Below are 21,996 nucleotides of genomic sequence, written 5' to 3'. Positions count from 1 at the left end.
TCGCCGAACCAGCCGGAATCGACCAGTCCGCTCGTGCGCATTAGGGGAAGCCGGTCGAAACCGGGGCGGCCACCGGGCGCACGGTCCGATGGTCTCCGCTTGTGAGAGTAGGTAAGCGGAGGCCGATCAGAGCGGAGGCACGCCGGTGCGGCGCGCCTCAGGAGTCACATCCGTCACACGGGACAGGCGGTCCCTGCGGTGATCAGAGCGCGGGGAACCAGAGCGCGATCTCGCGCTCTGCGGACTCGGGTGAGTCCGAGCCGTGCACGAGGTTCTCGCGGTTGGAGAGCGACAGGTCCCCGCGAATGGTGCCGGGGGCGGCCTTGCGGCCGTCGGTGGCGCCGTTCAGCCCACGCACGACCTCGATCGCTTCGTCGCCTTCGAGGACCAGTGCCACGAGCGGGCCGCTGGTGACGAAGTCGCGCAGCGGCGGGTAGAAGTCCCGCTCGACGTGCTCGGCGTAGTGGGCGTCGGCCTGCGCGGCGTCGATGTGGCGCTGCTCGAGGGCGACGATGGTGAGGCCCTTGGCCTCGAACCGGGCGAGCACGTTGCCGACCAGGCCACGGCGGACCGCGTCGGGCTTGAGGAGGACGAGAGTGCGTTGGGTCACGCGTCTGACCCTAGTAGGTCAGGTCCGGCCGCCGACCCCTGCCTCAGATGACACCTCAGATGACGCGGCCACCCTTGCGCATCCGCCGACGCATGTCGCGCAGGATCAGGTGGGCGTGCAGGTGCCGCAGGCGCCGGGGAATCAGCCGGTAGAACCGGGGGAAGACCTTCCAGAACAGGTCGTAGCGGCGCTGCTCCTTCGCCGACCAGGTGAGCCCGAGGATCTCGCGTGTGTGCGGGTCGAGGTTCCCTCGGGTCATCAGGTCCTGCAGCGGCAGCACCAGCTTGCTGAACAGCGGCGCGTCCTCGGTGGAGAGCAGCCGTCGGGCGTAGTCCTGCACCGACGACTCACTCTCGAGCCCGGCGATCGTCGCGTCCCAGTAGACCTGGAAGTCGGCCCGGGTGGGCGGCCACTGCTCGTCCTTGACCTGCAGCGCGGTGCCGTAGATCCATGACGCGCGGTAGTACCCGTCGCGCAGCTCGTCGGCCATCGGGCCGAACAGCTTCTCGTAGATGAACTCACCCTGCTGATAGAGCGTCGCAGCGACCCACAGCTGCAGGTCGGGATCGAACGCGCTGTAGCGGCCCGCGGCCCGCACCGGCCCGTGGGCCTTGTTGACCATCCGCGCGATCGCCTGCTGCTCCTCGGGAGTGCCGAGGGTCATCGCATAGACATAGGTGAGTGTGGTGCGCAGCCGGTCGACCGGCCGCTCCAGGGTCGTGCTGTGCTCGGCGACGCCGAGACCGACCCCGGGAACCGCGAGCTGGTACATCACGGCCGACCCCGCCGCCAGCAGCATCCCCTGTTCCGAGGCGATCGCGGCGTACGCCGACGGGCCGGTGTACGGCGACCGGGTACCGGACGGCTGGGTGTCATGAGGCTGGGCAGTCATCGGGTTACCTCCGGTGGAGCGATCGGGCGATCACGTCGTTGGCGGAGCGGCGGAAGGCGCTCACGATCGCGTCGAGGGTGAGCTGGCGCAGCCGGGCGAGCGTGCCCTCGAGCTGGGCAGCCTCGTCGCGCGAGTGGTTCTGCTCGCGACGCCACGGCTCGATGACCTCGTCGCGAAGGATCACGGTCAGGTCGCCGGCGAGAGCCGACATGTGGTGCGAGATCGCCTCCCCCGCGAGGCGCATCCCGCTCACGGGGATGTCGAGGTCGAGGAGCGCGACGGCCACGTCGAACCCGTGAACGGGCGTGAACCGCTCGGCGCCCTCGTCCCCGGAACGGTGGACCATGCCGAGTTCCTCGATGAGGGCGATCTCGTCGTCGCTCAACCGGCGACCGGCGTGCTGGTCGAGCTGTCGTCGGCTGAACTCCTGGGGAGCGCCCACGGTCCACGAGGTCAGCATCGCGCGCTGCACGGCGAGTTCCTCGACACCGGCGTCCTCCGGCAGGGATGAGAGGAATCCCTCGACGGCCTGCAACGAGAAGCCGTGGCCCTGGAGCGCCCGGATCATCTCGAGGCGCGCGAGATGGGTGTCGTCGTACCAGGCCATCCGGCCGCGGCGGGCCGGCGGTGGCAGCAGGCCGAGGCTCGCGTAGTAGCGCGTGGTCCGGACCGTCAGACCGGCAGCCGTGGCCAGTTCGTCAATGGTGCGCAGACCGGTCCCCTCGGGGTCCCGATCCGCATCAACCACCGAAACAGCGCTCATGACTGTCACAGTACAACTGTCATTTCAGTCTGGCAATGTCGGGGTTGACGTGGATCTCCGTCTATTGGACAGTAACGAGTGTCACAGTAGAACTGTCATCAATCGCCAGTCCGCCCCCTCCAGACGCAACCGCGGGTCCGCCAACGTCCCCCAGCAGCAGCGATCCGCCCGAGAGGAAACCGATGACCACCCCGATCAGTACGCCGATCAGCACCGAGACACTCGCCGTGCGCGCCGACATCGAGCACGAGATCGCCGGACTGACCCTGCCGCTGGCACTCCAGCGCACCGTCGATGCGTACGGCGACCGGCCCGCCTACTCCGACAAGGTCGGGATCGACGTCCCTGCCGGCGGCTACGCGCCGGGCTGGCGGACCGTGACCTGGGCCGACCTGCGCGAGCAGGCCCTCGACGTCGCCGGGGCCCTGCTCGCGGCCGGCGTCGAACCCGGCGACCGGGTGGCCCTGATGGCGTCGAACCGGATCGAGCACGTCGTTGCCGACCTCGGCGCCGTCCACGCGGCCGCGGTCTCGATGTCGGTCTACAACACGCTGTCGGCGGAGCAGGTGGCCTTCGTCGCCGGGCACGCGGAGCCCGCGGTCGTCGTACTCGAGAACGCCGATCACCTCGCCCGGTGGCAGCGGGCGCTCGCCGAGACCGCTGCGATCAGGCGGGTGGTGCTGATCGGGGTCGAGGCCCCCGAAGGAGACGACCGGTTCGTGGCGTGGGAGGACTTCCTCGCCGCCGGTCGGTCGTGGCGGGCTGACAACCGGGCTGGCAACCGGGCTGACAACGCTGCGGCCCTCGAGTCCCGGACGGCAGCGATCACCCCTGCCGACCCGCTGACCATCCTGTACACGTCCGGCACCACCGGGAACCCCAAGGGCGTGGTGCTGACGCACCACAGCGTGCTCTTCGAGTGCGCCAGTTCGCTGCGGGTCTCGGTGCCGAGCCAGGACAACGAGTTCATCTCGTACCTCCCCTTCGCCCACATCGCCGAACGCACCCTCGGGATGTACGTCCCCGAGATCAATGGCGGCCACATCCACCTGATCGCCGACCCCGCCCAGCTGCTCGGTGCCCTCGGCGAGGTGCGCCCGACGCGCTTCTTCGGCGTCCCGAGGGTCTGGGAGAAGATCCGGACCGGCGTGTCCGCGAAGCTCGCGGCCGAGACCGACCCGGCGAAGCGGGCGCAGGTCGAGCAGGCCCTGGCCGTCGGCCTGGAGTACGTCGAGGCGCAGCAGTACGGCGCCACCCCTTCGCCCGACCTCGAGGCCCGGTACCGGGCCGTGGACGAAGGCCTGCTCGGCTTCCTCCGCGCGCTCCTCGGCCTCGACCGATGCGAATGGGCGGCCTCCGCCGCGGCACCCATGCCGATCGAGGTGGCCCGCTTCTTCGCTGGTCTCGGTCTGCCGATCTACGACGTCTACGGCATGACCGAGACGTGTGCCGCGGTCACTTCGTGCGGACCGGACCAGTTCCGCCTCGGCACCGTCGGACGCGCACTCCCGGGCATCGAGATCGCGCTGGCCGAGGACGGCGAGATCCTCGCCCGGGGACCCGTCACGTCGTCGGGCTACTACCGCCAGGACGAAGCGACCCGCCAGCTGATCGACGAACAGGGCTGGGTGCACACCGGTGACATCGGTGAACTCGACGACGACGGGTTCCTCAAGGTCGTCGACCGCAAGAAGGAAATGATCATCACCTCCTCGGGCAAGAACATCGCACCCTCCAACATCGAGAACCTCCTCAAGGAGAGCCCCGTCGTCGGACACGCCCTGGTCTTCGGCGAGGGCCGTCCGTACGTCGTCGCCGTCATGACGCTCGACGCGGAGATCGCACCGCTCGTGGCCCAGAAGGTCGGCATCGAGTACGGCGGCGACCTGGCCGAACTCGCCCAGCACCCGGCCATCCTCGCCATCGCCCAGCAGGCCGTCGATGCAGCCAACGAGCGCCTCTCCCGGCCCGAACAGGTGAAGTCGTGGGCGCTGCTGCCCGTCGAGTGGACCGCGGAGTCGGAGGAGCTGACGCCGACGCTCAAGCTCAAGCGGCGCGTCGTCCATGCGAAGTACGCCGACGTCCTCGACCGCCTCTATGCGTGAGCGCTGACCTCGGCCGCCAGCGCGGGGGCGAGGTCTCCCTTGGGCGCCACCAGGATCTGGTCCAGCCCGAGCCAGCCGGCGAGCTGGCCCAACTCGGCGGCCAGCTCGGCCGCGGTGTCGGCAGGCGCTCCGGGCTCGGACCACGCCGACTGGACCAGCAGTCGCGACCGCGCCCGGTCGGCCTTGAGGTCGACCCGACCGACGATGGCGTCTCCGAGGAGGAACGGCAGGACGTAGTAGCCATGTACCCGCTGGGCAGCGGGGACATAGATCTCGATCCGGTAGAAGAAGTCGAACAGCGCCTCGGCACGGTCCCGCTCCCACACGACCGGGTCGAACGGACTGAGCAGGGCACGCGCGCGCACGCGTCGCGGGAGCCGCGCTTCGTGATGGAGGTACGCAGAACGCCCCCAACCCTCGACCTGCACGGGCTCCAGTTCACCGGCGTCGACGAGCGACTCGATGGCCACGCGGGCTTCGCCGATCCTGATCCGGTAGTAGTCGGCCAGGCAGTGCGCCGAGCCGACGCCGTGCGACCGCGCCGCGCGACGGACCAGCTCGACGTGCGCCTCCGCCTCGGACAGGGCCGGCGCGTCCAGGGCAGTCGCAGGCAGCACCCGCCCGGGCAGGTCGTAGCGGATCTCGAACTGGCTGTTGCGGCCCGCGATGGCCAGGTCGCCCACGGTGAACAGGTAGTCGAGCATCCGGCGGGTTCGCGACCAGTTCCACCCCCAGTGGTCCTTGCTGCGCGGCAACCCGTCATCGAGTTCGCGCGCGGTACTCGGGCCCCGGTCGGCGATCTCGGCGATCAGCGCCGCCTCGAGCGCATCATCCTCAGCCACGAAGGACCACTTGCCCCGCTTCAGCCGATGGGCGTCCATCCGGTGCCGCATCGCCGGCCACAGGTCGACCGGCATGAAGGCCTGCACGTGCGCCCAGTACTCCACGACCCGGCGCTGGTTGCCCGCTGCCGCCCGCGCGAGCAGGTCGACGTCGTACGGACCCATCCGGGAGTAGAGGGGCATGAAGTGCGCCCGCTGCAGGACGTTGACGCTGTCGACCTGGAGGACGCCGGTCCGGGCCAGGGTGCGGTCGAAGGTCCGCAGGGTCGGCGTGGCATGGCGCGCGTCGAGGAAGCCCTGTGCCCCCAGTGCGATCCGGCGCGCCTGCGCGCGCGACAACGTCTGGGTGCTCACGCCGCCACCCTAGGGAGCAGCGCCGACAACCACGGGTGGAGTGGCCGTTCTGCTCACAGCAGATCCACTCGTCGTGGCGGGCGTCATCGAACTACCGTGGCCGACATGGGCCAGGTCATCGCGTTCCAGCCGAACTCCCCCGAGCCGAACACCCCCGAGCCGCTGTGGCGTGAGCAGGTCGGCCAGCAGTTGCGCGAGCAGCGCGTCGCCGCGGGCTGGCGCCTGCGGGACGTCGCCGAACGCGCGGGCGTCTCGATTCAGTACCTCTCCGAACTCGAGCGCGGCCTCAAGGACCCCAGTTCGGAACTCCTCGCGGCGATCGCCGGCGCCCTCGGCAGCACCGTCCGCGAGGTCGCCTCCCGGGCGATCAGGAGTACGCCGACCGGACCGGTCTGCCTCGCTGCGTGATCACCGCGTCGACCAGTCCGTAGTCGACGGCCGCCTGAGCGGTCAGGACGAGGTCGCGCTCGGTGTCCTCGCGCACCTGGAGCGGCGTACGACCGCTGTGCGTGGCCAGCAACTCCTCGAGCAGGGACCGCACCCGCTCGATCTCCTCGGTCTCCAGGATCAGGTCCGGGATGGTGCCGCGGGACTCGGCCGCGGGCTGGTGCAACACGACCCGGCCGTGGCGCAGGATCTGCCGGTGGCCGGGCTCACCGCCGGCCAGCAGCACGGCGGCAGTGGCCACTGCCTGACCCACGCACGTCGTCTCGACCGGCGGCCGGACGAACTGCATCGCGTCGTACACCGCCAGCATCGCCGGGATCGAGCCACCGGGCGAGTTGATGTAGAGGTTGATCGGGGCGTCCGGGTTCTCCGACTCCAGATGCACCAACTGCGCGATCAGGGCGTTGGCGACGCCGTCATCGATCGGCGTACCGAGATAGACGACGCGGTCAGCCAACAGGCGCGAGTAGATGTCCGTGGTGCGCTCGCCGCGCGGAGTCTGGGTCGTGACGTAAGGGATCGGGTACGACGTCATGCCGACACCGCCTGACGAAGTCCCAGGCCCAGGGGTCGCTGCGGCGCGGGCCTGATCTGCGCGAGGGACTCGACGACGTGGTCAGCGAATCCGTAGGCGATGGCTTCCTCCGCGTTGAACCAGCGGTCGCGACGCGAGTCCTTCTCGACCATCTCCACCGGCTGCCCGGTGTCGGCGGAGATCAGGCCCAGGACGGTGTCTCTGTTGTCGCGCAGGGTCTCTGCCTGGATGGCGATGTCGCCCGCCGTACCGCCGAAGCCCGCCGACCCCTGGTGCAGGAGCACCTTGGAGTGCGGCAACAGGTAGCGGTGGCCGGGCGTACCCGCGCTGAGCAGGAACTGGCCGGCGCTGTAGGCCATGCCGAGGTTGACGGTCGAGACAGTGTTGGGGATCAGTCGCATGGCATCGCGGATGGCCAGCATGCCCGGGACCGAGCCACCGACCGAGTTGATCCAGATCGAGATGGGCGTCTTCTCGTCGTCGGCGGCCAGCATCAGCAACGCCGTCGTGAGGCGGTTGCTCAGGGTCTGGTCGAGCTCGGTGCCGAGCAGGATCGTGCGCTGGTCGAGAAGGCGTCGGGCCAGGTCGTCGTCGAGGAAGCTCGGGGTGGGTGCGTTCATGCTCCCGAGCGTGGCAGCGCGCGGGACGCCGCCCAAGGGCGTGCTGCTGGGGGCAGATCTGCCCTCAGCGGAGCGTCAGTCCAGATTCACGAGCTTGGCGCGGACGGCGTACATGACCGCCTCCATGCGCGAGTGCAACTGCAACTTCTCGAGGATGTTGCGCACGTGGTTCTTGACCGTGTTCTCGCTGATCGCGAGTTGGGAGGCGACGTCGCGGTTGCTCAGGCCCCGCGCCACCAGGCGCAGCACCTCGAGCTCGCGCTCGGTCAGCTTCAGCGCAGTGCCTGCGGTGCGCTCGGGCGCCGACATGGTCTTGAACTCGTCGATGAGCTTGGCGGCCATCGAGGGACTGATCAGGGACTGGCCGTCGGCCACGACCCGGATGCCCTGGGCAACCTCTTCGATGGAGGAGTCCTTGAGGAGGTAGCCGGACGCGCCGCTCTTGACGGCTTCGTAGAGGTCGGCCTCGTCGTCGGAGACGGTCAGCATGATGATCTTCGTCGTCGGGACCGCTTCCTTGATCGCGACGCACGCCTCGATGCCCGACTGCTTGGGCATCCGGACGTCCAGCAGGACGACATCGGGAACGGTGTTGATCGCCAGGGCCACGCCCTCGGCACCGTCGCCGGCCTCACCGACGACCTCGATGCCGGACTCGATACCGAGCAGCATCGTCAGGCCGCGGCGGAACAACTCCTGGTCGTCGACCACTGCCACGCGAACCGGTCCGCTCACCCGTTGCCCCCCGTTGCGCTCGGCGTTGCCCCACTCGTCACTCAGGCATCATGGCACGACTTCGCGACGCAACGCCGGTCTAGCCCGGGAGCGAGCCGAATGGCCGGCCCCGAAAGCAGCGGGCCGGCCATCGGATCTGCGGACTGGGTCAGCCTTCCTGGGCCCCGAGGTCGAGGGAGATCACGCCGTAGTCGTAGCCGCGACGGCGGTAGACGACCGCCGGCCGCTCGCTCTCCTTGTCCACGAAGAGGTAGAAGTCGTGACCGACCAGTTCCATCTCGTAGAGCGCCTGGTCGAGCGTCATCGGGCTGGCGGGGTGGGTCTTCTCCCGGACCACGAGCGGGCCGTCACCGGTGACGGTGATCGGGCCGACCTGGCGCTCGATGGACGCGTCGTCCTCGACCTCCTCGTCGGTGGCGATCTCCAGGTCCGACAGGGCCCGGCCGACGGAGATCCGCTCAGGTCGTCCCTTGTGCACCCGCCTTCGATCAGCGGCCTTCCGCATCTGGGCCGCCATCTTGTCCATGGCGAGGTCCAGCGCCCCCATCTTCTCGTCGGCGGACGCTTCGGCCCGGATCACCGGCCCCTTGGAGTAGGCGGTGAGCTCCACATGAACGGCATGGTCGTGCTGACGCGGATTGGGTTCGGAGTCAACCTCGACATGCACCCGCATGATGCGGTGGTCGTGCTTCTCCAGTTTCGCGAGCTTCTCGGTTGCGTGCGCCCGGAAACGGTCCGAGATCTCGCAGTGCCTACCGGTGACCACAACGTCCATCAGTACCTCCAAGGGGAATCGGTGATGGGTGCTCCCGCCACGTGGGGCGGGACGTTTGATAGCGCGGCAGCGCGGCGAGAGCCGTCGGCGGCAGCTTGCTGCCCGCGCTGCGGCGAAGCCGCACTCGCGCCAAACCAGAACAGAGGAGTCCGCCCGGCCGACCTGGTCTTCGACCCCACAATCGCCTGCTGAGGCTTCCGCAGCTTGATGCCACTACCGGCCTTCTCCCGGATTCGGACGTATCTGACGTCCGGTCCGAGGCAGGACTTACGACTAAGCCGCACCGTGATCGTCGACCCGAAGGCCGTCTTACGTGGACCGTTTCGCCTGCGACTGGCATCGGCTTGCCGTACCCGGTCGGGCGCCTGCCCCACCTGTACGACGCAACCACGGACCCGGGCGGACTCCATGATGAGACGTTAGTCCGTTGTCGAAGCGGACGAAAGGCTTCACCCGAAGTTGGGCCTTCGGTCACGCAATTGCGTCGCCCCGACGACGGCCGCAGCCAGCACCGGGACCCCGGCCACCTCGAGCGCCCGTTGCGCCTCGCGCAGCGTCGCTCCGGTCGTGAGGACGTCATCACAGAGCACGACGTGGGCGTGGGGGAACCGCTCCCCCAGACGTCGTACGGCGGCGGAGGGCGCGGCCATGGAGCCCGCAAGGTTCGCCGCGCGTCCGCGCGTGTCGAGCCCGGCCTGGTCGACCACGCCGGGCCGCAGGCGCAGCACCGGGACGGCGGTGACGGGCCTGCCGTCGGCAACGAGGCGCCGCGCGGCAGCCCGGGTCATGGTGAACGTCGGGTCGTGGCCGCGCTGGCGCACCGCGGCCGGCCGGGACGGCACCGGCACCAGCACGACGGGCACAGGAAGGGGGCAGCGTGCGTCCTCCAGCGCTGCGCTGACCGAGGCTCCCAGCAGGTCACCGAGCGGGCGGGCGAGGGCGAGCACCCGCCGCTCCTTGTGGGCGAGCACCATCGCCCGCAGCGCACCGTCGTAGGCGCCCACCGCGTACGGCGGCGCCAGGCCGGGCGGCGTCGGGGTCGGCCAGCGCACCACCGCGTCGGCGGGCAGTGCGGCGCGGCAGCCCGGGCAGAGCGGCCGGCCGGGCCGGTTGCACACCACGCACGCCGATCCGAGGACCAGGTCGACGAAGCCGTCGGCGAGCATGGGCAGCAGGCGCACCGCCCCACCCCATCAACCACGTCGCCACCGGACAACTGCCCGGCGCGGCGCTGTGGAGAACACGGCGAGCCGCGCCCCTACCCGGCGTAGTCGAGTTGGGTGAGCAGGTCGTCCGCGGAGTCGTACTCGTCCTGCTGCACGATGTCGACGTACCGGTCGGGGTAGACCGCCAACATCTGCGGGCCCGGGGTGGGCGTGCCGGCGAGGCCGATCAGGTCACCGGACACGATGGTCGACAGTTCGTCGACCCCGACGGTCGCACCGTCGGCGGCGATCACGTCGACCTCGGACAGGGTGCCGGGGGCGGTCGGCGTCAGCAGACCGACACGGATCGGACTGGTCCATGCCATGTCGATGATCTGCCCGTCGCTCGCCGCGTGGACGAGGTACGGCGCCCGCGCGCGAGCGATGCCGCCGCGGCCGTTGATCACCACCCGGGCGCCCACGACCTCGTCGCCCCGACTGGTGCGCACCACCGCGACGAGGCGGGTGCCGTCGCGCGACACCATGAGTTGCTGGGCCTGGAGGCCCGTCACGCCCGGCACGTCCACCTGGCGCACACCGTCGCCGTCGATGAGCCACACGACCGATCCGGCGCGGCGCCGCTCGAGGACCCAGAGCCGCCCACTGGCGTCCCACGACGGCCGGGCGTACGTCCCGCCACTCAGCACCGTCCGGGTCGGTACGGCGTCGGCGGTCTCGCGGACCGACCCGACCCGCACACGCCGGCCACCGCCGTCGACCACGGCAACCTGCTCGGCGTCGGGTCGGGCAGCGGCGATCTCGATGCCGGCGCCCTCGTCACCGAACGGCCCCGTGGCGGGCACCAGGTTCCCGGCCGTACCCCAGACCAGGCGGCCCCGGGTCAGGCCGAAGAGCAGCGTGGTCGCGTCGGCACCAGCCGGATCGAAGCCCTGTCCACCGTTGACGGGGTACGTCGACGCACCACCCGGCAGCGGCAGGTCGAACCCGCCCACCGTGACGCGAAGCGCGGTGATGTCGCCGTCCTGGCGCAGCGTCCAGGCCAGCTGGGCGAGCATCAACTCGGCTTCCTCCGAGGTCACCCTCGGGGCGTCACCGACGAGCGTGATGTCGGCGACGCCGTTCTTGTCGACGGGCACGGAGAGGCCGACACTGAGGCCGGAGGGGAGGAACGAGCGGACCACGCCGCGTGCGAGTGGCGGAGGTCCGGCGAGCAGTCCCGAGACCAGGCTGGTCGCGAGCTGATCGCCCTCCGGCACGAACACCGGCTCCGGCACGAGGATCTGCGCGAGCGGGTCGAAGTAGTAGAGCGACACCTGGCGATAGCGCTGCTGGAACCAGGTGGCCGGGACCACCAGCGCGTCCTGCGGGTCGGCGATGCGGTACTCGCCGTCCTCGACGGTGACCCGGAATCCCATCGTGAGCTCGTCGGACGGCATCGGGCCACGCCAGCCACCGACGGCGTCCAGGCTGTCGGCAGCGGTCAGCTCGACGGAGACGGAGCCGCCGACTTCGCGGACCGGCAAGGTGTCGCTGTAGACGATGGTTTCCTGCTCGGGATTCCACTGCGTGGCGGCGGCGTCGGTGAGGTACTTCTTCGCGACGCTGGTCTGGATCGGCCACGCGGTCATCGCGTCGAGGAATCCGGCGACGACCTCGGTGCGCGACGCACCGGCGGTCGGCGGGCGGGCGTCGATGTCGCTGGCCTGCCGCACGTCCTCCTGGTCGGTGACGCTGCGTTCCACGATCGGCCCGTCGGTGGGCAGCGCGACGCAGCCCCCGAGCAGGACGGCGGCGAACAGCGCGATCGCGACCTGGCGGGCGACTGCTGCCGGGCGGGTCATCGGGTGCCCTCCTGGGTCGGCACGGCGACGGGGCCGGTCACGACCCCGGCGTCGGTGGACGACGCGTCCTCGGGGACCAGCGACAGCGGGCTGTTGCGCAACGTCGCTCCGGCATGCCGCGGGACGGTCAGCCGGAACTGGGCGCCCTGGCCGGTGCGACCCCAGGCCTGCAGCCAGCCGCCGTGCAGGTGGGCGTCCTCCTGGGCGATCGCCAGGCCGAGTCCGGTTCCGCCGCTGGTACGGGCCCGCGCCGGGTCCGAGCGCCAGAACCGGTTGAAGACCATGGCCGCCTCCCCCGGCGCCAGGCCGACGCCGTGGTCGCGGACCGTGATCCCGGCTGCCTCCGAATCGGAGGCCAACCGGACGATGACCGCCTCGGTCGGGTCGTCCGCCTGGGCGTGGTCGATCGCATTGGTGACCAGGTTGCGCACGATCCGCTCGATCCGTCGTACGTCGACCTCGGCTCGCACCTCGTCGTCGGGCTGCTCGATCACGACCCGCACGCCTCGCTGGTCGGCCAACGGCTGCGCAGCAGTGACCACGCGCTCGACGACCTCGACCAGGTTGACGTCTTCGGTGGCGAGCCGCGCGGCACCGGCATCGAAGCGGCTGATCTCGAGGAGGTCGACCAGGAGGTTCTCGAACCGGTCCAGCTCCGCCTGCAACAGTTCGGCTGAGCGCGCGGTGGTCGGGTCGAAGCCGTCGCGAGCGTCGTGGAGGACGTCCGAGGCCATCCGCACGGTGGTCAGCGGCGTGCGGAGTTCGTGCGACACGTCGGACACGAAGCGGCGCTGGACCCAGCTCAGTTCCTCCAGTTGGCGGATCTGGCGTTGCAGGTTCGTGGCCATCTGGTTGAACGAGTACGCCAGCCGCGCGATGTCGTCCTCGCCACGGACCTGGAGTCGTTCCTGCAGGCGCCCGGCGGCGAGTCGCTCGGCCACCCGGCGAGCCATCCGGATCGGCGTCACGACCTGCCGGGTCACCAGCCAGGTCAGGCCCGCCACCAGGACGAGCAACAGACCCGCGGCCGTGAGCAGCGCGCGAGTGACCAGGTCCAGGGTCTCCTCCTCCTCGGTGAGCGGGAAGAGGAAGTACAGCGTGTAGGTCTTGCCGTCCGACGGCAGCGGCACCTGCGCGCCGACGATGATGCCAGCGCGGGACTGGCGCCCATCCGGGCCGTTCTGCACGATCTTCGTGTAGGTCCAGGCGGTCGAGCGACCGAGACCGTCGAAGTGGGCCTCGAGACTCTCCGGGACGCTGACCAGGTCCAGGCCGCTGGTGTACTCACCGCCCCCTTCGCGCAGGGGCACGTCCTCCCCCTCCGGTCCGGCCAGGACGACGCTGTATCCGCGGCTCAGCCCGCGATCGATGATCGGGTCGACGAGGTCCCGCTGCTGGCGGCTGGCATTGACCTCGGTGCCCGACGCGGCGGCGAGTCGGCCATTGGCGTCGCTCACCTCGGCGTCGACCTCACCGAGGACCACGTCCACCCGGTGCTCGAGCAGGCCGCGTTGGGTCTGCTGCAACAGGATCCAGCCGACCGCACTGACGGTGAGCGCCGACAGGACGACGGTGCTGACCACGACCCGCGCCTGGATCGAACGGCGCCAGAAGGTGAGCGCCCGTCGTACCTCCGGCGCGACCCGGGCCCAGAGGCTGCGCAGCCACCGGGACAGGTCGGATCCGTCCATGTCGATCGGCCTAGACAGCGCCGGCCTTGTAGCCGACGCCCCGCACCGTCAGGACGATCTCGGGGTGTTCGGGGTCGTGCTCCACCTTCGAGCGGAGGCGCTGCACGTGCACGTTGACCAGACGGGTGTCGGCCGCGTGGTGGTAGCCCCAGACCTCTTCGAGCAGCAGTTGCCGGGTGAAGACCTGGCCGGGCTTACGGGCCAGGCACAGCAGCAGGTCGAACTCCAGCGGGGTCAGGAAGATCTCCACGCCATCGCGGGTGACCGAGTGCCCGGCGACGTCGATCTCGAGGTTCTTGACCGTGAGCGTCTCCTGCGGGACCGCGTCGGTACGACGCACGCGGGCACGGATCCGCGCCACGAGCTCCTTGGGCTTGAACGGCTTGACGACATAGTCGTCAGCGCCGGACTCCAGTCCGACGACGACGTCGACGGTGTCGCCCTTGGCGGTGAGCATCACGATGGGGACGCCGGACTCGGCCCGGATCTCCTTGCAGACGTCGATGCCGTCCTTGCCGGGCAGCATCAGGTCGAGCAGGACCAGGTCGGGCCGGTAGTCCCGGAAGTCGGCGAGCGCGAGGTCGCCCCGTGGGCACACCCGGCTCTCGAAACCCTCCTGGGACAGGACGATGCCGAGCATCTCCGCCAGCGGTGCATCGTCATCGACGACAAGCACCCGTCCCCGAGTGGGGTAGGACGGTGCGCCGGCGGGAGGTGTCATGTGTCGATCCTAGGCGGGAGGACGGCAGAAGCCCCGCACCGTGACGGTGCGGGGCCCCTGCGTGCTGAACGCGCGGCAGCGCGGCGGGAGGCGTCGATGGGCAGCTTGCTGCCCCGGATCAACGCCGGAGACGCGCTCGCGCCAATTCAATCAGTAGCGGTAGGCGTCAGCCTTGAACGGGCCCTCGACCGGAACGCCGAGGTAGTCGGCCTGCTCCTGGGTGAGGATCGTCAGCTCGACACCGAGGGCGTCGAGGTGCAGGCGTGCCACCTCTTCGTCCAGGTGCTTCGGCAGGACGTAGACGCCGACGGGGTACTCCTCGACCTTGGTGAACAGCTCGATCTGAGCCAGCACCTGGTTGGTGAAGGAGTTCGACATGACGAACGACGGGTGGCCGGTCGCGTTGCCGAGGTTCAGCAGACGGCCCTCGGACAGCACGATGACCTTCTTGCCGTCGGGGAAGATCCACTGGTGGACCTGCGGCTTGATCTCGTCCTTGACGATGCCCTCGATCTTCGCGAGGCCAGCCATGTTGATCTCGTTGTCGAAGTGGCCGATGTTGCCGACGATCGCCTGGTGCTTCATCTTCTCGAAGTGCTCGACACGGATGATGTCGAAGTTGCCCGTCGTGGTGATGAAGATGTCGGCGTACTCAACGACCGACTCGAGGCGCTTGACCTCGTAGCCGTCCATCGCTGCCTGCAGCGCGCAGATCGGGTCGATCTCGGTGATGATCACGCGAGCGCCCTGGCCGCGCAGCGACTCGGCGGAACCCTTGCCCACGTCGCCGTAGCCACACACGACGGCAACCTTGCCGCCGATCATGACGTCGGTGCCGCGGTTGATGCCGTCGATGAGCGAGTGGCGGCAGCCGTACTTGTTGTCGAACTTCGACTTGGTGACCGAGTCGTTGACGTTGATCGCCGGGAAGAGGAGCGAGCCCTCCTTGAAGCGGTCGTACAGGCGCAGCACACCGGTGGTGGTCTCCTCGGAGACTCCCTTGATGTTGTTGGCGATGTTGGTCCAGCGCGTCGAGCTGGTCTCGAGGGACCGGGCCAGGACGCGCAGCACCTCCTTGAACTCCTCGTTGTCGGTGGAGTCCTGGCCGGGAACCGCGCCGGCCTTCTCGAACTCGACGCCGAGGTGGACGAGCATGGTGATGTCGCCACCGTCGTCAAGGAGCATGTTCGGGCCGATCAGGTTGCCGGCCTCGTCCTTGAAGTCGAAGACCTTCTCGGCTTCGTCCCAGTACTCCGCCAGCGACTCGCCCTTCCAGGCGAAGACAGGGGTGCCCTTGGGGTTCTCGACGGTGCCGCCGGTCTCGGGGCGGCCGACGACGACGGCAGCGGCCGCGTGGTCCTGGGTCGAGAAGATGTTGCAGGTGGCCCAACGGACCTCGGCGCCGAGCGAGACGAGGGTCTCGATGAGCACGCCGGTCTGGATGGTCATGTGCAGGGAGCCGGCGATCCGGGCACCCTTCAGCGGCTGGGCGTCGCCGTACGACGTACGCAGCGAAACGAGGCCGGGCATCTCGTGCTCGGCGAGGGTGAGCTCCTTGCGGCCGAACTCGGCCAGGCTCAGGTCAGCAACCTTGTAGTCCATGAAAAGGGGTCCTCGAGGATCGAGTGTTTCGTGGTCAATGCGGCGCATCTGCGCTCTGCCGGGGTCTCCCGCGCATGACGTAGGACACCTTACAAGCGGGATTCCGTGCGCGGGGAATCATCAGGGAAGGGACTTCATCCCGACTCGGCGCCGGAGCGGTACGGTTGATCCGTACGTTCTCAGGGCGGGGTGGAAATCCCCACCGGCGGTAAGGAGCGTCCCGGCAGATCCGGGGCGGTCGAGCCCGCGAGCGCCACACCGATCCCCTGGATCGGGGTGGGTCAGCAGATCCGGTCCAACTCCGGAGCCGACGGTCACAGTCCGGACGAGAGAGAACGCGACGGGCCTCGTGCGCGTCGTCACGCCCTGGGTGACACGCAAACAGGAGGAACCATGTCACCCACCGCTCCCCGCATTGCCATCATTGCCGCGCGCTGGCACGCCGACATCGTCGATGTCGCCGTGACGACGTCCACCGAAGAACTTCGTGGCCGCGGCTACGAGGTCGACGTGGTGCACGTGCCCGGCGCCTTCGAGATCCCGCTGCAGGTCCGCCGCCTCGCGCAGTCCGGCCGGTACGCCGGAGTCGCGGCCGCCGCGCTCGTCGTCGATGGCGGCATCTACCGCCACGACTTCGTCGCGTCCTCGGTCGTCGACGCGCTGATGCGCATCCAGCTGGAAACCGACGTCCCGGTGTTCTCGGCAGTGCTCACCCCGCACCACTTCCACGAGCACGACGACCACACGGGCTACTTCCGCGCGCACTTCGAGACCAAGGGTCGCGAGCTGGCCAACGCGGTCGACGCCACCGTGCGCCCGCCGACCAGCTGAGCGAGGCCGCCTGCCGGTGGTTGAGGTGCGCTTCGACCTCAGGCGGGCCTGGTGGTTGAGGTGCGAGCGAACTCGGCAGGCCCGGTGGTTGAGGTGCGAGCGAAATCTGGCGAGCCCGGTGGTTGAGGTGCGAGCGAAGCGAGCCTCGAAACCCCCGGCCCTGACCACCAACTCTCCACAGGCTCGGTCGGGGACTTTGCCCTGTCCACAGGCGGGTTTGCGGCGCTTCGTCGTGTCGGAGGTCGGTGATCTAATACATGTATGGATCTCGGAACCGACACCCGCTCTGATCGGGCCTTGCTGTCGGATCTCAGCAAGGGCGTCAAGTCCCGCCAGGCTGCGCTGGTCAAGGAATGGATCGACATCGCGACCTGGGCCAGGCGCAACATCGTCACCAGCCCCGAGCAGGCCGCGACCATCGTCGACGGCGTCATCGACACCGGTGTCCCGATCGCCGGCGCCGGTGCACCGCTGGTGTCCGAGTTCAACCTGATGGAACTCATCGCGGTCCTCGGCAGGTCCCCTGATGGTGGCCGTGGGTACGTCGGGCGGATCATCGAGTGCGCCTGGCGCCTCCCCGGCATCTACGCGGCAGTGGTCGAGGGCAGGTTGGAGCCGTGGCGGGCCGAACGCATCGCCGACCTCACCCACTCGTTGAACGCCGAAGCGGCTGCGTTCGTGGACCGCCAGCTCGCTGCCGTCGGCGGCGTCGGCTGGGCTCAACTCGAACGCCTCGTCACCGAAGCGGTGATCCGGTTCGACCCCGAACGCGCCGAAGCCGAGCGCCAGGCCGCCGCCGATGCCCGCCGGGTCGACGTCGGTGAGGTCGACACGAACGGGCAGGTCGAGTCCCACAGCATCCTGGACGCCGCGGATGCCCACGACTTCGACATCGCGTTGTCGCGTCGAGCCAAGGTCCGCGGACAGCTCGGCGACACCGACTCCTTCGACGTCCGCCGCTCCAAGTCCGTTGGCGACATGGCCCGCCAAGACCTGTCCCTGGACCTGCTGTTCACCGACGAAGAGACCGGTGAAGTCGTGGCCCAGTCACCCGGCCGCAAGGTCGAACTGAGCGTCCACATCACCGACACCGCCCTCACCTCTGACGATGAGGACAACCCGTTCGCGAACCCCGTCGGCCGCTGGGACCAAGGCCGTGCACCGATCTCCACCGCGCAGATCAAGGAATGGCTCCGCGCAAGGGACACCACGATCATCGTGCGGCCCGTGATCGACCTTGCTGATTGCGTCCCGGTCGATTCCTACGAGATCCCCGACCGCATCCGCAGACGGGTCGAGCTCCGCGACCATTCGTGCCGGTTCCCCTGGTGCAGCCGGCCAGCGGCGAAGTGCGATCTCGATCATGTGGTCCCGCACAACAAGGGCGGCCCAACCTGCCCGTGCAACCTCGCCCCCGGATGCCGACGACATCACCGCGCCAAGACCTTCAGCAACTGGCGCTACACCGTGATCCACCCCGGCCTCTACCTGTGGATCAGCCCGAACGGCCACCACTTCCTCGTCGGACCCGACGGCACCCGCGCCCTCGACCCACCACGGCTCATCGACCCCGACGAATAACTCCCACCGCCCCGCACCCCGCCCACCAGCGGGGCCAGCGGCATGCCCGCGACCTCAGGCGGGGTCAGCCCTCGGCCCAGCAGCCGACCGCGGCCGCAGGGCCAGGAAGACGCCAGCCGCCAACGCCGCCAGCGCCAGCGCACCGGCACCGACGGCGACGCGGAACCTCGTCATGTTGGCTGCGTAGCAGGCGGCTCCCACTTCGACGAAGTAGTCGTGGGGGTGCTCGCCGCCGGGTCCCTCATCGTTCCCGTTGAGCCCGGCGTCCCAGGGCGCGATGCTGCAGCCCACCTCGCCACCTGACTCGCCGGTGAAGTCCGAGGCGCTGACGTCCACGGCGGGGTTGTCGAACCACAGCGTCACTGCCAGGAGGAGCAGCAGGCACGCCAGGAGCAGGCACGCCTTGGCAGGACGACGCGATCGCATGACCAGGCCCGACGGTCGGGGAGACGCGGTCAGTGCGATGGGTTCGCAGGGGCGTCGGAGGACTCATCCGTGTCGTAGTGCTCGATCGGGTCCTTGTCGCCGGTGAACGGCAGCACCCGGGTGATCGCGACCACGACGGAGCCGACGACAAGCCCGATCACGGCAGAGATGCCGGTGTTGGCGAGCCAGGCGAGGACGCCGCCGAGGAAGCCGTGCACGGCGTGCTTGATGTCGTGCTCGATGCCGTGGACCCATTCGTAGGGGGCATCCCACCAACCGACCTCGTGGATGTTCACGAGCAGGATGTGGCCACCGACCCAGAGCATCGCGACGGTGCCGACGATGGAGATGAACGACAGCAACTTCGGCATGCCGGCCACCAGGCCGCGACCGATCGCCTGCACGAAGGACGCCTTGCGCTGGGCGAGGTTGAGGCCGACGTCGTCCATCTTCACGATCAGCGCCACGACGCCGTACACAGCAATCGTGATGACGAAGGCGACCACCACGAGGATCGCGAGGCGCGCCCAGAAGCTCGCGTCGTCGTCGATGTCGGCGAGCGCGATCACCATGATCTCGGCCGACAGGATCAGGTCGGTGCGGACCGCACCGGCGATCATGGCCTTCTCGGCCTCCGGGCTGACCTCGCTCACGGGGGTGTCGTGGTCGTCGTGGTCCGACAGCATGTGCCAGACCTTGTGGGCGCCTTCGTAGGCCAGGAACGTGCCACCGGCCATCAGGATGATCGGCAGCAGGTCCGGGAGGAACTCGCTGAGCAGCAGCGCGGCCGGCAGGATGATCAGCAGCTTGTTGCGGATCGAACCGATGGCGATCTGCTTGACGATCGGGAGTTCGCGGTCGGCAGCCAGGCCGTGGACGTACTGCGGTGTCACGGCCGTGTCGTCGATGACCACACCGGCGGCCTTCGTCGTGGCGCGACCTGCTGCGGCACCGACGTCGTCGATCGACGCGGCCGCGAGCTTGGCGATGGCGGCGACGTCGTCGAGCAGACCGAAGAGTCCGGCGCTCACGCGGCCAGTCCAGTCACGGAGATGGTCGTGGTGATGGGCATGGCGGAAGGCTACCGGCCCACGGTGACCGGCTCCCCCACCAGTTCGCGCTCCTGCTCCTGTACGACGACCGCCAGTGCCACCGCGTCGTCGACCCTGCGGTCGGCGGAGGCGAACGGATCCACCACGTGCTGGAGGAGTCGTCGTACCGGCGTAACCGCCAGGCCGAGCGCGATACCGAGCCCCGCAACCGTCGCGGCGACCAGCCCGAGCCAGGGCCGGCCCTCGGCCCACTCGGGGAATCCGGCGTACTCCAGGCCCTTCACGGCGAAGCCGTGGAACAGGTAGACGACCATCGTGGCGGCGCCCATCCCGGCGAACCAGCCACCGACGCGCGGCACCACCGCCAGCCAGGCGACGGCGCCGGCCATCCCGACGCCGAGCACGAGCAGACGGGTCAGCACGGCGGTCTGGTCCGACGCGTCGACGTAGGCGTAGGGCTTGAAGTAGAGGTAGTCACCACTGGCCCAGCGGTCGAGCGTCAGGGCGAGCAGGCCGATCACGGCGAAGACCGCGGCACCCAGCACCCTGGCGGAGCGCGAACGCAGCGCCTCGAGTCGCTCCGGGGTCGCCTTGAGGCCGAGCACGAAGAACGGCAGCAGGCCCAGAATCCGCGCGAAGTCGAACAGTTGCGAGAACTCGCCGTCGATGAAGCCGCTGGCGAGGCTGACCGCCACCGCGACGACGACGCCACCCCACAACGGCCGGAACATCGGCGTGAGGAGACGCCACACGATCAGCGCGGGGAGGTACCAGAGCGGGAAATGCGGATCGGTGAACAGGTCGACGAGGTTCTCCCCGCCCACCTTGATCCGGAACAGCGCGAGCGCGGCCTCGAACACGAGGTACGGGACAGCCAGCGTCGTGACCAGTTGCCACATCCGGCCCGGCGCCCACGTGAACGCCCGCGACAGGTAGCCGGAAACGAAGACGAACGCCGGCATGTGCCACAGGTAGAGGAAGTCGTACAACGCCCCGCCGGGGCCACCCGGCGGCAGCAACGCCCACGTGTGGCCGAGTACCACGAGGGCGACCAGCGCCATCTTCGCGTTGTCGAGCCAAGGGTCCCGCGTGGTGGAGGGCATCACTCCTTGCTACCCGACCCACCTGAAGGAAGTCCAAGTGTCAGACAACCCGACAACCCCGTCCGGAGGCCCGGAAAGGGCGCTCAGTCCGGGACGAGGCCCAGGCGGAGGTACTCCGCGGCGTAGGTGCCGTTGAGCAGCAATGAGGCGTAGCGATCCACTTCGCCGGCCGCCTCGGACGCGACGTGCTCGATCCGCACGTCGTGGCCCAGGCAGGCCTCTTCGAGGCGGATCCGCTGGTCCCGGACCACCGGGTCATCGACCCCGTCGTCGAGGATCACCAGCACCGGACGCCGTTCGCCGTCGTCGTCGGCGAACGGGTCGGCGAACACGTTGCGCGCACGTGCCGCCTCGATCACGGGCAGCAGGTGCTCCGCGTCACCGGCAAGAGCCGTGCGTCCCGACGTACGACGAATCGACTCCGCGACGCGTCGGGCGGCCCGGGCAGCCAGGACCGACCCGCCCCAGACCAGCGGACTGGCGTCAGCCAGCGAGATGGCCAGCATCTTGGCGGGGTTGATCGAGATGTCGCGGTTCGGCGAACACGCGATGGCCACCACGTCGAGCGCGTCGGCAACGGCCTCGGGGTCGGCGTTCGGCCCGAGCTGGATCTGGCCCAGGAACGACAGCATCGCCACCGCGGTGGCCAACTGGTCGGCGGTGTCCGTGGGAAGGATGGTGGTCCAGCGGCCGGTGGCGTGCTGGGCAACCAGCGACTCCGACGGGGTGGCGACCACGAGCTGGCAGCCACGTCGGGCCGCTTCGGCGACCGCGGACGCGGTGCCGGGGTCGGAGCCCTCGGGCGCCAGCACCACGACCAGGTCGAGGCTGCCGGCCCAGCCGGGAAGTGCGGGGGCAGGCCAGGCAACGAACGGCACCGGGCAGAACGGCTCGAGGACCGCCCGCAGCAACCGGGAGTCCGGGCCGGCGGCGATCACCGCACGGGGACGGGTGTCACTGGCCCGTGAGACGGCTTCGGCAATCGCGTCCGCTGCGGCGCCCACCTCACGTCGTACCCGCGCGCCGGACTCGGCGAGCGTGCGCAACCGCAGGTCGGCGCTGCCCAGGGCGCTCTGGTCATCCAGGCGGGACTCGTCGAACCAGACCATGGCGAGGACCGGGCTCTAGGCCGGCGAACGAGCCTCGTCGACGAGCAGCACCGGGATGCCGTCGCGCACGGGGTAGGCCAGGCCGCAGCCGCCGCACACGAGTTCATCGGTGCCGTCGGCGGCAGCAGCGGGGGTCAGCGTCAGGTCGCCCTTGCAGGCAGGGCAGACGATGATCGCCAGCAGTTCGGGAGAGAT

22 protein-coding genes and 1 riboswitch are annotated in these 21,996 nt (G+C 69.5%); of the genes, 4 read left to right on the top strand and 18 right to left on the bottom strand.

The window, feature by feature from the left end:
• Positions 1-202 precede the first annotated feature (202 nt).
• From ndk to HRC28_RS25140, 3 genes are read right to left on the bottom strand one after another with little or no spacing between them, the layout of a single operon-like run.
• Positions 203-610, bottom strand: coding sequence for a nucleoside-diphosphate kinase (gene ndk, locus HRC28_RS10545; protein WP_182380035.1), 408 nt, complete (start codon positions 608-610; stop codon positions 203-205).
• 55 nt (positions 611-665) lie between these two features.
• Positions 666-1,502, bottom strand: a complete 837-nt coding sequence (locus tag HRC28_RS10540; protein WP_202033293.1) for an oxygenase MpaB family protein — start codon at positions 1,500-1,502, stop codon at positions 666-668.
• 4 nt (positions 1,503-1,506) lie between these two features.
• Positions 1,507-2,265: a MerR family transcriptional regulator gene (locus HRC28_RS25140; protein ID WP_202033292.1), complete on the bottom strand. Its 759-nt coding sequence runs from the start codon at positions 2,263-2,265 to the stop codon at positions 1,507-1,509.
• A gap of 182 nt (positions 2,266-2,447) precedes the next feature.
• Here HRC28_RS25140 and HRC28_RS10530 point away from each other — a divergent pair, with 182 nt between their 5' ends.
• Positions 2,448-4,370 carry a long-chain fatty acid--CoA ligase gene (locus HRC28_RS10530; protein ID WP_182380034.1) on the top strand — a complete coding sequence of 641 codons (1,923 nt, stop codon included), beginning with the start codon at positions 2,448-2,450 and terminating at the stop codon, positions 4,368-4,370.
• On the opposite strand, the gene HRC28_RS10525 is transcribed toward HRC28_RS10530, so the two are convergent.
• On the bottom strand, positions 4,361-5,566 hold the full coding sequence (locus HRC28_RS10525; RefSeq protein WP_182380033.1) for a crosslink repair DNA glycosylase YcaQ family protein: 1,206 nt from the start codon (positions 5,564-5,566) through the stop codon (positions 4,361-4,363). The genes HRC28_RS10530 and HRC28_RS10525 overlap by 10 nt on opposite strands.
• 105 nt (positions 5,567-5,671) lie before the next feature.
• Between HRC28_RS10525 and HRC28_RS10520 the strand changes: the two genes are divergently transcribed.
• Positions 5,672-5,974: a helix-turn-helix transcriptional regulator gene (locus HRC28_RS10520; RefSeq protein ID WP_182380032.1), complete on the top strand. Its 303-nt coding sequence runs from the start codon at positions 5,672-5,674 to the stop codon at positions 5,972-5,974.
• Here the strand turns inward: HRC28_RS10520 and HRC28_RS10515 are convergent.
• From HRC28_RS10515 to ahcY, 9 genes are all read right to left on the bottom strand, one after another.
• Entirely contained in the window at positions 5,934-6,548 is a 615-nt protein-coding gene (locus HRC28_RS10515; RefSeq protein WP_182380031.1) for an ATP-dependent Clp protease proteolytic subunit, read from the bottom strand. The genes HRC28_RS10520 and HRC28_RS10515 overlap by 41 nt on opposite strands.
• Positions 6,545-7,168 (bottom strand): ATP-dependent Clp protease proteolytic subunit, encoded by a 624-nt coding sequence (locus HRC28_RS10510; protein ID WP_182380030.1) that lies wholly within the window; start codon positions 7,166-7,168, stop codon positions 6,545-6,547. Before HRC28_RS10510 ends, HRC28_RS10515 begins: the two co-directional genes overlap by 4 nt.
• A 75-nt stretch (positions 7,169-7,243) precedes the next feature.
• Positions 7,244-7,903: a response regulator transcription factor gene (locus HRC28_RS10505; RefSeq protein ID WP_237111787.1), complete on the bottom strand. Its 660-nt coding sequence runs from the start codon at positions 7,901-7,903 to the stop codon at positions 7,244-7,246.
• A 148-nt stretch (positions 7,904-8,051) separates the two neighbouring features.
• Positions 8,052-8,678, bottom strand: coding sequence for a ribosome-associated translation inhibitor RaiA (raiA, locus tag HRC28_RS10500; protein WP_182380029.1), 627 nt, complete (start codon positions 8,676-8,678; stop codon positions 8,052-8,054).
• Positions 8,679-9,127: 449 nt separating this feature from the next.
• The gene (locus HRC28_RS10495; protein WP_237111786.1) at positions 9,128-9,859 is read right to left on the bottom strand and encodes a phosphoribosyltransferase family protein; all 732 of its coding nucleotides are present in this window, start codon (positions 9,857-9,859) and stop codon (positions 9,128-9,130) included.
• Positions 9,860-9,936: 77 nt separating this feature from the next.
• On the bottom strand, positions 9,937-11,685 hold the full coding sequence (locus HRC28_RS10490; protein WP_182380028.1) for an LpqB family beta-propeller domain-containing protein: 1,749 nt from the start codon (positions 11,683-11,685) through the stop codon (positions 9,937-9,939).
• A complete protein-coding gene (gene mtrB, locus HRC28_RS10485; protein WP_182380027.1) occupies positions 11,682-13,376 on the bottom strand; it encodes an MtrAB system histidine kinase MtrB in 1,695 nt (564 codons plus the stop codon). The genes HRC28_RS10490 and mtrB overlap by 4 nt, the downstream gene beginning before the upstream one ends.
• A 10-nt stretch (positions 13,377-13,386) precedes the next feature.
• Positions 13,387-14,097 carry an MtrAB system response regulator MtrA gene (mtrA, locus tag HRC28_RS10480; protein ID WP_182380026.1) on the bottom strand — a complete coding sequence of 237 codons (711 nt, stop codon included), beginning with the start codon at positions 14,095-14,097 and terminating at the stop codon, positions 13,387-13,389.
• Between the two features lie 150 nt (positions 14,098-14,247).
• Complete coding sequence (gene ahcY, locus HRC28_RS10475; RefSeq protein ID WP_182380025.1) at positions 14,248-15,699, bottom strand: adenosylhomocysteinase; 1,452 nt, start codon at positions 15,697-15,699, stop codon at positions 14,248-14,250.
• Positions 15,700-15,870: 171 nt separating this feature from the next.
• Positions 15,871-16,040, top strand: a riboswitch (FMN riboswitch).
• 52 nt (positions 16,041-16,092) lie between these two features.
• On the opposite strand from ahcY, the gene HRC28_RS10470 reads away from it, so the two are divergent.
• A complete protein-coding gene (locus HRC28_RS10470) occupies positions 16,093-16,530 on the top strand; it encodes a 6,7-dimethyl-8-ribityllumazine synthase (protein ID WP_182380024.1) in 438 nt (145 codons plus the stop codon).
• Between the two features lie 261 nt (positions 16,531-16,791).
• Complete coding sequence (locus HRC28_RS10465) at positions 16,792-18,111, top strand: HNH endonuclease signature motif containing protein (protein WP_182380023.1); 1,320 nt, start codon at positions 16,792-16,794, stop codon at positions 18,109-18,111.
• A 54-nt stretch (positions 18,112-18,165) separates the two neighbouring features.
• Here HRC28_RS10465 and HRC28_RS10460 read toward each other — a convergent pair whose 3' ends face one another.
• From HRC28_RS10460 to HRC28_RS10440, 5 genes are all read right to left on the bottom strand, one after another.
• Positions 18,166-18,537 carry a hypothetical protein gene (locus HRC28_RS10460; protein WP_182380022.1) on the bottom strand — a complete coding sequence of 124 codons (372 nt, stop codon included), beginning with the start codon at positions 18,535-18,537 and terminating at the stop codon, positions 18,166-18,168.
• 29 nt (positions 18,538-18,566) lie between these two features.
• Positions 18,567-19,568: a DUF808 domain-containing protein gene (locus HRC28_RS10455; RefSeq protein ID WP_182380021.1), complete on the bottom strand. Its 1,002-nt coding sequence runs from the start codon at positions 19,566-19,568 to the stop codon at positions 18,567-18,569.
• A 50-nt stretch (positions 19,569-19,618) separates the two neighbouring features.
• Positions 19,619-20,692: an acyltransferase family protein gene (locus HRC28_RS10450; RefSeq protein WP_182380020.1), complete on the bottom strand. Its 1,074-nt coding sequence runs from the start codon at positions 20,690-20,692 to the stop codon at positions 19,619-19,621.
• 83 nt (positions 20,693-20,775) lie between these two features.
• On the bottom strand, positions 20,776-21,801 hold the full coding sequence (locus tag HRC28_RS10445) for an SIS domain-containing protein (protein ID WP_182380019.1): 1,026 nt from the start codon (positions 21,799-21,801) through the stop codon (positions 20,776-20,778).
• Between the two features lie 15 nt (positions 21,802-21,816).
• A complete protein-coding gene (locus HRC28_RS10440; protein WP_182380572.1) occupies positions 21,817-21,996 on the bottom strand; it encodes a Trm112 family protein in 180 nt (59 codons plus the stop codon).

The sequence above is a fragment of the Nocardioides sp. WS12 genome (assembly GCF_014108865.1).
Classification (GTDB): Bacteria; Actinomycetota; Actinomycetes; order Propionibacteriales; family Nocardioidaceae; genus Nocardioides.
The sequence above is the reverse complement of the archived record's forward strand: the minus strand, read 5'-3'. Positions and strand labels throughout refer to the sequence as shown.

Bases quoted from the DNA above. Each gene is read 5' to 3' on its own strand.
- HRC28_RS10540 (WP_202033293.1), bottom strand. From the start codon at position 1,502: ATGACTGCCCAGCCTCATGACACCCAGCCGTCCGGTACCCGGTCGCCG.
- HRC28_RS25140 (WP_202033292.1), bottom strand. From the start codon at position 2,265: ATGAGCGCTGTTTCGGTGGTTGATGCGGATCGGGACCCCGAGGGGACC.
- HRC28_RS10530 (WP_182380034.1), top strand. From the start codon at position 2,448: ATGACCACCCCGATCAGTACGCCGATCAGCACCGAGACACTCGCCGTG.
- HRC28_RS10520 (WP_182380032.1), top strand. From the start codon at position 5,672: ATGGGCCAGGTCATCGCGTTCCAGCCGAACTCCCCCGAGCCGAACACC.
- HRC28_RS10515 (WP_182380031.1), bottom strand. From the start codon at position 6,548: ATGACGTCGTACCCGATCCCTTACGTCACGACCCAGACTCCGCGCGGC.
- HRC28_RS10510 (WP_182380030.1), bottom strand. From the start codon at position 7,168: ATGAACGCACCCACCCCGAGCTTCCTCGACGACGACCTGGCCCGACGC.
- raiA (WP_182380029.1), bottom strand. From the start codon at position 8,678: ATGGACGTTGTGGTCACCGGTAGGCACTGCGAGATCTCGGACCGTTTC.
- HRC28_RS10490 (WP_182380028.1), bottom strand. From the start codon at position 11,685: ATGACCCGCCCGGCAGCAGTCGCCCGCCAGGTCGCGATCGCGCTGTTC.
- mtrB (WP_182380027.1), bottom strand. From the start codon at position 13,376: ATGGACGGATCCGACCTGTCCCGGTGGCTGCGCAGCCTCTGGGCCCGG.
- mtrA (WP_182380026.1), bottom strand. From the start codon at position 14,097: ATGACACCTCCCGCCGGCGCACCGTCCTACCCCACTCGGGGACGGGTG.
- ahcY (WP_182380025.1), bottom strand. From the start codon at position 15,699: ATGGACTACAAGGTTGCTGACCTGAGCCTGGCCGAGTTCGGCCGCAAG.
- HRC28_RS10470 (WP_182380024.1), top strand. From the start codon at position 16,093: ATGTCACCCACCGCTCCCCGCATTGCCATCATTGCCGCGCGCTGGCAC.
- HRC28_RS10465 (WP_182380023.1), top strand. From the start codon at position 16,792: ATGGATCTCGGAACCGACACCCGCTCTGATCGGGCCTTGCTGTCGGAT.
- HRC28_RS10460 (WP_182380022.1), bottom strand. From the start codon at position 18,537: ATGCGATCGCGTCGTCCTGCCAAGGCGTGCCTGCTCCTGGCGTGCCTG.
- HRC28_RS10450 (WP_182380020.1), bottom strand. From the start codon at position 20,692: ATGCCCTCCACCACGCGGGACCCTTGGCTCGACAACGCGAAGATGGCG.
- HRC28_RS10445 (WP_182380019.1), bottom strand. From the start codon at position 21,801: ATGGTCTGGTTCGACGAGTCCCGCCTGGATGACCAGAGCGCCCTGGGC.